The sequence below is a fragment of the Oscillospiraceae bacterium genome (genome assembly GCA_031265355.1).
In the GTDB taxonomy this organism is placed as follows: domain Bacteria; phylum Bacillota; class Clostridia; order Oscillospirales; family UBA929; genus JAIRTA01.
The window spans coordinates 20,725-27,163 of the sequence record JAISCT010000020.1 but is presented as its reverse complement, the minus strand read 5'-3'; the positions used below and the strand labels follow the sequence as shown (position 1 = coordinate 27,163).

At 64.5% G+C, this 6,439-nt stretch carries 5 protein-coding genes; 2 read left to right on the top strand and 3 right to left on the bottom strand.

All coding sequences use genetic code 11. The features are described from left to right. Positions 1-237 precede the first annotated feature (237 nt). Together LBK75_03040 and LBK75_03035 are read left to right on the top strand one after the other, a co-directional pair. On the top strand, positions 238-603 hold the full coding sequence (locus LBK75_03040) for a hypothetical protein (GenBank protein MDR1157269.1): 366 nt from the start codon (positions 238-240) through the stop codon (positions 601-603). Positions 604-932: 329 nt separating this feature from the next. Then, on the top strand, positions 933-1,103 hold the full coding sequence (locus tag LBK75_03035; protein MDR1157268.1) for a hypothetical protein: 171 nt from the start codon (positions 933-935) through the stop codon (positions 1,101-1,103). Between the two features lie 152 nt (positions 1,104-1,255). Here LBK75_03035 and LBK75_03030 read toward each other — a convergent pair whose 3' ends face one another. The 3 genes from LBK75_03030 to pth all read right to left on the bottom strand — a co-directional run bounded on the left by LBK75_03030 (position 1,256) and on the right by pth (position 6,437). Further along, positions 1,256-2,077, bottom strand: a complete 822-nt coding sequence (locus tag LBK75_03030; protein MDR1157267.1) for a ParB/RepB/Spo0J family partition protein — start codon at positions 2,075-2,077, stop codon at positions 1,256-1,258. 189 nt (positions 2,078-2,266) lie between these two features. Continuing rightward, complete coding sequence (gene mfd / locus LBK75_03025; GenBank protein MDR1157266.1) at positions 2,267-5,785, bottom strand: transcription-repair coupling factor; 3,519 nt, start codon at positions 5,783-5,785, stop codon at positions 2,267-2,269. Between the two features lie 10 nt (positions 5,786-5,795). Continuing rightward, positions 5,796-6,437, bottom strand: coding sequence for an aminoacyl-tRNA hydrolase (gene pth, locus LBK75_03020; protein MDR1157265.1), 642 nt, complete (start codon positions 6,435-6,437; stop codon positions 5,796-5,798). Positions 6,438-6,439: the final 2 nt, after the last annotated feature.

Sequence of the window (6,439 nt, the reverse complement as noted above, 5' to 3'; positions counted from 1 at the left end):
AATCTTTGAAGCGTATCGTTCGGTCAAGTTCAACATGTTCCCTCATCCTCACTTATCCACTTTTCCCTTGCTACTGACAGTATATCACATCTTTTTGGTTCCGGCTACGCCGGGTTAGGTTTCACCGGTGTCGACATAGTTGGTGACGTAAGAGACGTTTGGTATGATCTTACAAATTGGGAGTGGTCATGGGGTCATGCTGGACAGTTTGGGTTAGACGCAATTGGATTGCTTCCCTTGGTCGGGGTTCTGAAAAACGCCGATGAAGTTGGTACTCTTGTAAAAGGTGTTGGAAAAAATGCGGATAACATAGCTGGAGCAGGGAAGCAAATCGAGAATGTTTTCACTTCTATAAGAAAAGCAGCAAGTTATCCAAACGGATTTGAAAGCGCTCGAAATGGACTGAAAAAGATAACTATTAATAATTCTGAACTGCTTGAAAATCTAAGAAAAATTGAACCAGGCGAGTGGAAAAAGATTTATCAAGATGGATATGTGGATGGAAGTAAAGTGTCAATTCATTACTTCCAACATACGAAAACGGGCAAAATTTTTGATGTTAAATCTTATTTTGGGAAGTGGAGCAATTCATCAAGTCGCTGACTTATCAAATAATATTGCAATCAAAGGGGCAGTCAATTTGTAGAATCAGGAGGGCACAATGGCAAAAATTCTTCTTTGCAGAACCGCGCATATAGTCGAGATTGATGAAAAATATCGGGAAATAACTGAAGATGAACTCCGGCATATTGAAAGCCTCATAGAAACAACTCTTTGTATAGAGGGAGTTTCCTTTGAGTGGCTTTCATCAACTCCAGAACTTTTAGATACCACCAAGGACAACATGGGCAAATGTAACAATTGTGGAGTTTGGACTACAGATTGCAATAAAGAAAATCCCATAACGGAGTTATCTTACGGAACCCATGTTGATGGAAAATTACTTTGTGATTTATGTCTACCCAAAAAACATCCTCTCAAATTTCCTTGAAAGCGGCGAGGACATCCATGGCGCGGGTATGGTGACGGGCGTAGCGGCGGTGCTGTCGCTGACCACGCAGGCAGCGGGGCCGACCTATGCCGCGGAGAAGTTGCGCCAGTAGCTGCTGGAGCCGATGGATTGGCTGGAAAACAAGCTATAATTTCCGCGAAACTTTCTACCAACGCTTACGCACAGCGGCACAAGAGCGCTGGCAAAAGCTACAGGTACAGCATTTTTTGGAAAATAGGTGTGTCACGGGATCCGTGTAACGTGTCAGGGTTTTCGTGCGATGCGGATTGTGAGGAGCAGGGCGTCCTCGAGTTCGCGGCTGTCGATGTCGGTGGCGACGCCGGCGCGGCGCATGGTGTCGGCCGCGCGGCGTAGCGTGTTTAAAAACAACCGGATGTCCTTGAAGACATACAGCGGGCGGGGCCGGCTCTCCGGCGCGGGCGCGGCCGGGCGGGCCTCCAACAGCCCCTCCACATAGCGCTCCGCCTGCGCCACATTCATCTTCAGCCGGGCAATGCGCTCGATGGCCCGCATGCGGTCGGCGGTGCTTTCCAGGCGGAGCAGGACCCGCGCGTGCCGCTCCGTCAGCGCATACTTGCGCAGCAGCGCGCGCACCTCCGGCGGATGCCGCAGCAGCCGCAGTTTGTTCGACACCGCCGACGGGGATTTCCCCAGCCGGCGGGCCGCCTCCTCCTGAGACAGCCCGTAGACTCGGATCAAGCGTTCGATGCCCTCCGCCTCCTCAAGAAAATCCAGGTCCCGCCGCTGGAGATTCTCAACCAGGGCAAGGAGCGCGGACTCCTCGGCGTTCACCCCCACCACCAGACAGGGCACCTGCGTGAGCCCCGCCATTTCCGCCGCGCGCAGCCGCCGCTCCCCCGCCACCAACTCATACCCGCCGGCGACGCGGCGCACCGTGAGGGGTTGGAGAACCCCGTACTGGGCAATGCTGTCTGCGAGCTCGCGCAGACCCTCTCCGTCGAACCACCGCCGCGGCTGGGCCGGGTTCGGCGCGATGGCGGAAATCTTCAGATACGCGACGCGCCGGCTCTCTAAGAGCCCGGCGTGCTGTGTGCGCGGCGCCATATGTTTCCCCTCCCGGCGGCGGCGTTTGTCCTCTCCGCCCGTTTCATCTGCTCTGCTTCCATTCTACCGCCTGTCCCACGCGCCGTCGCGCAAAGGACGTCGAGGGATTTGTCTTTTTTGGTCGCTCTGATCGCTTTTGGCGCGGCGAAAAGACAAGCCGGCCTTCACAAGTTGTTGTTTGGCCGTCTCTCAGGGCGTGTCCTCGGCGGTGCGGTAGGCCGTGACAAAGGCCCGGGCCTCCGCCAGCGCGGCGTGCGGCGCGCGCAGGCGGAGCGAGAGGTGCGGGCTGTCTCCGGCGCCGAAGAGCACGCGGCCCCGGTAGTCCGGCACGGCGCAGAGGTGCGCCACCCGCCGCAGGTCCGGCGCGGCCATCCGGCACAGCAGCCGTTCCCCCTTCTGGCTGATCTCCAAGATCCCGGCGCGCGCGGCCTCGGCCCGCAGCAGCGCGATTTGGAGGAGCGCCTGCGCGCTCTCCGGCGCGTCGCCGAAGCGGTCAAGCATCTCGTCGAGCAGATCGGAGGCGTCCTCTTCGTCCCGCACGGCCGCGATGCGGCGGTAGAGGTCCATGCGCTGGCCCGGCGACGAGACATAGCTCTCCGGAATGCCGGCCGGCACCGCCAGATCGGCCGTGCAGTCGGTCACGGCCGGCGCCTCCTCCCCGCGCGCCTCGAGTACGGCCTCCTCAAGCAGCTTTAGGTACATGTCGTAGCCCACGTTCATCATGTGCCCGTGCTGCTCGGAGCCGAGCACATTGCCCGCGCCCCGGATCTCCAGGTCGCGCATCGCTATCTTAAAGCCGGAGCCGAACTCGGCGAACTCCCGGATGGCCGTCAGACGCTTCGTCGCCACCTCGCTGAGGATCCGCCCGCGCCGATAGGTGAGATAGGCGAACGCGTGGCGGGGGCTGCGCCCCACCCGGCCCCGGATCTGGTGGAGCTGCGCCAGTCCCAGCTTGTCGGCGTCCTCGATCACCAGCGTATTGACATTCGGGATGTCGATGCCCGTCTCAATGATCGTCGTGCACACGAGCACCTGGATCTCCCCGTCGGCCATGCGGTTCATGATCTCGGAGAGTCTCTCCTCGCTCATCTGCCCGTGGGCCGCCGCCACCGTCGCCCCGGGCAGCAGCGCCGCCAGCCGGGCGGCCGCCCGCTCGATGCTCTCCACCCGGTTGTGGAGGTAGTAGGCCTGGCCGCCCCGCTGCACCTCGCGCCGCAGCGCGTCGGCCACAATCACGTCGTCGTGCTCCATCACATAGGTCTGCACCGGATAGCGGTCGCGGGGCGGCTCCTCAATCGTCGACATGTCGCGGATGCCCGAGAGCGCCATGTTGAGCGTGCGCGGAATCGGCGTGGCCGTCAGCGTCAGCACGTCCACCTGCCGCGCCATCTCCTTGAGGCGTTCCTTGTGTGTGACGCCAAAACGCTGCTCCTCGTCGACGATCAAAAGCCCCAGATTGCCGAAGACGACGGACTTTTGCAGGAGCTTGTGGGTGCCGATGATGAAGTCCACCTCCCCGGCCGCCAGCTTCTTCATCGTCTCGCGCTGTTTGGCCGCCGGGACAAACCGGCTGCACAGGGCAATGCGGACCGGATAGCTGCCGAAACGGCGCAGGGCCGTCGCGTGATGCTGCTGCGCCAGCACGGTGGTCGGCACCAGCATGGCCGCCTGTTTGCCGCCGAGCACGCACTTCATCACGGCGCGCAGCGCGACCTCCGTCTTGCCGAACCCCACGTCGCCGCACAGCAGCCGGTCCATCGGCCAGGCGGTCTGCATGTCGGACTTGATCTCCGCAGTGCAGCGCAGCTGGTCCTCCGTCTCCACGTATTCAAACGACGTCTCAAACTGGGCCTGCCAGTCGCTGTCGGGCGGGAATGCGAACCCGGGCTGCCGCTTGCGGGCCGCGTAGAGCGCGATGAGATCTTGCGCCAAGTCCTTGGCGGCCGTCTTGGCCCGCAGTTTGGCGCGGTGCCACTCGCCGCCGCCCAGCTTGCTCAGCCGCACCGCGGTCTCCTCCCCCGCCCCGATGTATTTCGAGACGAGGTGGAGCTGGGTGACAGGCACATACAGCCCGTCCGCGCCGGCATAGGCGATGTGGATGTAGTCTCGCTCCACGCCGTCCACCGGCATCTTGACGATGCCCGTGAACTTCCCGATGCCGTGGTGCTCATGCACGACAAAGTCCCCCGGCACGAGATCCGCATAAGAGGAGAGGCGCGCGCGCGCGTCCTTCGTCCGGCTCCGCGCGCGGCGGCGCGGCGCGGACAGGAGCTGCCCCTCCGTGATGATACACAGTTTCAGCGTCGGGTATTCGAGCCCGGCGGAGAGCGTCCCCACCGTGAGGACAATCTGCCCCGGCGCGGGCCGGGCCGCCGGCGTGAAGTCCAGCGCGGCGGTCAGGCCCCTATTGTCGAGGATCTCCCCCAGCCGGGCCGCCTGCCGTTCGGCCGCGCAGATCACGGCGACCGCAAACCCCTCGCTACGGCAGCGCTCGATGTCGGCCGCCGCCACATCCAGGCTGCCGCCGTAAGCCGGGAGCTGCTTGGCGGGGACCTGCCACACGGCCTTCGGCGCGCGGGCAAAGGCCCCGGGGGCGGGAGACAGCGCGTCCAAAAAGACCGTGTCGAAGGCGGCGCTGCGCCGCCAGAAGCCCTCCTCGTCCAGCGAGAGCGCCGTCTGAGAGGGCGCCAGCATGCCCCCGGCCAGCAGCGTCTCGATGTCCTGGGCCTCCCGGAAGGCATAGGCCCGCAGCCGCTCGCGCAACCGGACCTGCTCGCCGATAAACAGCAGGGTGTCCGGGGGCAAAAAGTCAAAAGCCGTGGTCATCTCCGGGTAGAGGAGACCCCAGTAGCGGTCTGCCTCCGGCAGTGCGCCCGTCTCCCGCAGCCGCTCCGCGTCCGCGCGGATGCGCGCGGCCAGTCCGGTGTCCGCCGTCTGCCCCGCCTGCCCCCGTTCCGCCGCCGCTGCCAGCGCCTCCATCGCCGCCAGCAGGCCCTGGCAGCCGCCCGGCGCGGCCTGCGGCAGCGCTTCGCACACCGGCAGCAGCCGTGCGCTCGTGAGCGTCCCGGTGCGGCGCTGGGTGTCGGGATCGACGGCGCCCAGCGCGTCGATCTCCTCGTCGAAGAAGTCCACGCGCACGGGGTGCGTCTGCCCCGGGGCGTAAAAGTCCAGAAGCCCGCCCCGGCGCGCGTACTGTCCCACGCCCTCCACCTGCTCGCTCAGCCGGTAGCCTCCCCTCTCCAGCGCGGTCAGCAGCGCCTCCCGGGGGAGCGTCTGCCCCACCCGGAGCGTAAGCACCGCGGACGACAGCGCGGACGGAGGCAATGTGCGCTGGAGAAAGGCGTCCGCCGGCGCGCAGACCAGATCGATCTGGCCGCCCTGCAGGCCGGCCAGCACGTGGAGGCGCGCCTGTTCCCACTCGCGGGACACCGCTTCCACGCGGTAGAGATTCCACTCGCGCACCGGAAATACCGCGGCGCGCACCCCGGTCCAGGCCCCCAAGTCGGCCGCGCAGCGCAGCGCCTCCGCCTCGTCGTGGCAGAGCACCACGGCCGGCCGGCCGGTGGTCAGGCGCAGCGCGCCGATTAGGTGCGCCTTGTGGGCAGGCGAAAGCCCGCCCACCGCGGCGGGTCCCCCCCCTCCGTCGATGTGCGCTCTCAGCTTTGTCATCTCCGGGAGCTCGGCGAGCGCCCGGCACAGGCTCAGCATGACTGTCTCCTCATCTGTTCTTTTGCGCCGCCCCTTGGCCGGCTGTCGGCTCGGCGGCGTTGTAGCGGTTCATCGCGCTCTCCGTGCCGCCGCGGAGGATCTCCGCCACGGCGGCGCAGGCACGGGCAACGGCCTCCCCGACGACGGGGAGATCCGCCTCGGCAAATCCGCCGAGCACCCAGTCCGCCAGGTCGAAATCGGGCCGGGGCGGGGCGCCGACGCCGATCTTCACGCGGGGAAAAGCGTCACTGCGGCAGTGGTAGAGGATGCTTTTCAGCCCGTTGTGCCCGCCGTCGCTCCCCTGTCCGCGCACGCGGATGCGCCCGGGCGGGAGAGAGACGTCGTCATAGACCACGACGAGGCGGGTCGGCGGCAGCTTGTAGTAGGCCAGGCAGTCTCGCAGCGCCTCGCCGCTCCGGTTCATGAATGTCTGCGGCTTGATCAGCAGCACCCGGGTCTCCCCGGCGGCGCCGAGCCCGTAGAGGGCGTGAAACCCGGTCTTTTTGACGGGGATGCCCCACATCTTCGACAGCGCGTCCAGCGCCCAAAAGCCGACGTTGTGCCGCGTGCGCTCATACCGCGCGCCCGGATTGCCCAGCCCCGCGATCACCCAGTCGGCCGGGCCGGCCCCCGTCTTTCGTCTCAAAAACATCG

Bases quoted from the DNA above. Each gene is read 5' to 3' on its own strand.
- mfd (MDR1157266.1), bottom strand. From the start codon at position 5,785: ATGCTGAGCCTGTGCCGGGCGCTCGCCGAGCTCCCGGAGATGACAAAG.
- pth (MDR1157265.1), bottom strand. From the start codon at position 6,437: ATGTTTTTGAGACGAAAGACGGGGGCCGGCCCGGCCGACTGGGTGATC.
- LBK75_03035 (MDR1157268.1), top strand. From the start codon at position 933: ATGGAAAATTACTTTGTGATTTATGTCTACCCAAAAAACATCCTCTCA.
- LBK75_03030 (MDR1157267.1), bottom strand. From the start codon at position 2,077: ATGGCGCCGCGCACACAGCACGCCGGGCTCTTAGAGAGCCGGCGCGTC.